The organism is Streptomyces atriruber, assembly GCF_001418325.1.
In the GTDB taxonomy this organism is placed as follows: Bacteria; Actinomycetota; Actinomycetes; order Streptomycetales; family Streptomycetaceae; genus Streptomyces; species Streptomyces atriruber.
The window spans coordinates 8,838-9,492 of sequence record NZ_LIPN01000536.1 but is presented as its reverse complement, the minus strand read 5'-3'; the positions used below and the strand labels follow the sequence as shown (position 1 = coordinate 9,492).

Annotated in this window: 2 pseudogenes; one reads left to right on the top strand and one right to left on the bottom strand. The window is 75.9% G+C overall.

Going from position 1 to position 655, the window contains the following annotated elements:
- A pseudogene (locus AOK03_RS44630) lies at nt 1-123 on the top strand (ABC transporter permease); the annotation flags it as partial.
- Nucleotides 124-312: 189 nt separating this feature from the next.
- Here the strand turns inward: AOK03_RS44630 and AOK03_RS44625 are convergent.
- Nucleotides 313-655 (bottom strand): annotated as a pseudogene (locus AOK03_RS44625) (LLM class flavin-dependent oxidoreductase); the annotation flags it as partial.

The following is a 655-nucleotide window of genomic DNA, read 5'->3' as shown; positions in this document are numbered from 1 at the left end:
GTCCCGGTCTGGGCGATGGCAGGCGGCGTCGGCGCCACGCTGGTCATCGGCGGCCTGGCGGGTTTCTATCCGGCCGTCCGTGCGGCACGGCTGCCCCCGACCGAGGCGCTGGCGACCACCTGAGCCCTCCCGCCCACCCGCTGACGTCGGAAAACCCTCTGAGAGGCACCCGCAAGGGCCTCCGGGACCGCGGTGCTCCCGCTGGAACCGTCCCCCGTGCCACGGGGGCACCGCGCCCGTCCGCGCCGCCCCGGGCCGATCCCGGCACGCGACGCGGGCGGGACCCCAGGCAGTGCGGCCCTCGGCAGGCCGTCAGGCCGCCAGACCCGCCACGCGCGCCAGCCGCCGGAAGGAGTCGAGGAGCCCCACACGGTCGTACGTACTGGTCGTGACCAGCACCTCCTGGGCCCCGCTCTCCTTGATCACCCGCTCCAGCTCATCGGCCACCTGCTCCTCCGTGCCGTGCACGTGGCCGGTCAGCCCCGACTCGTAGAAGCCGCGCTCCTTCTCCGTCATGGCCAGGGCCTCCACGCGCTCGGCGGGCGGGAGCGGCGGGAACGTTCCGTGCGTGCGGGAGTACGCCATCGACCAGGCCTCCGGCACGAGCAGCCGGCGGGCCGCGGCCTCGCTCTCGGCCACCGCGACGGAGCCCGCG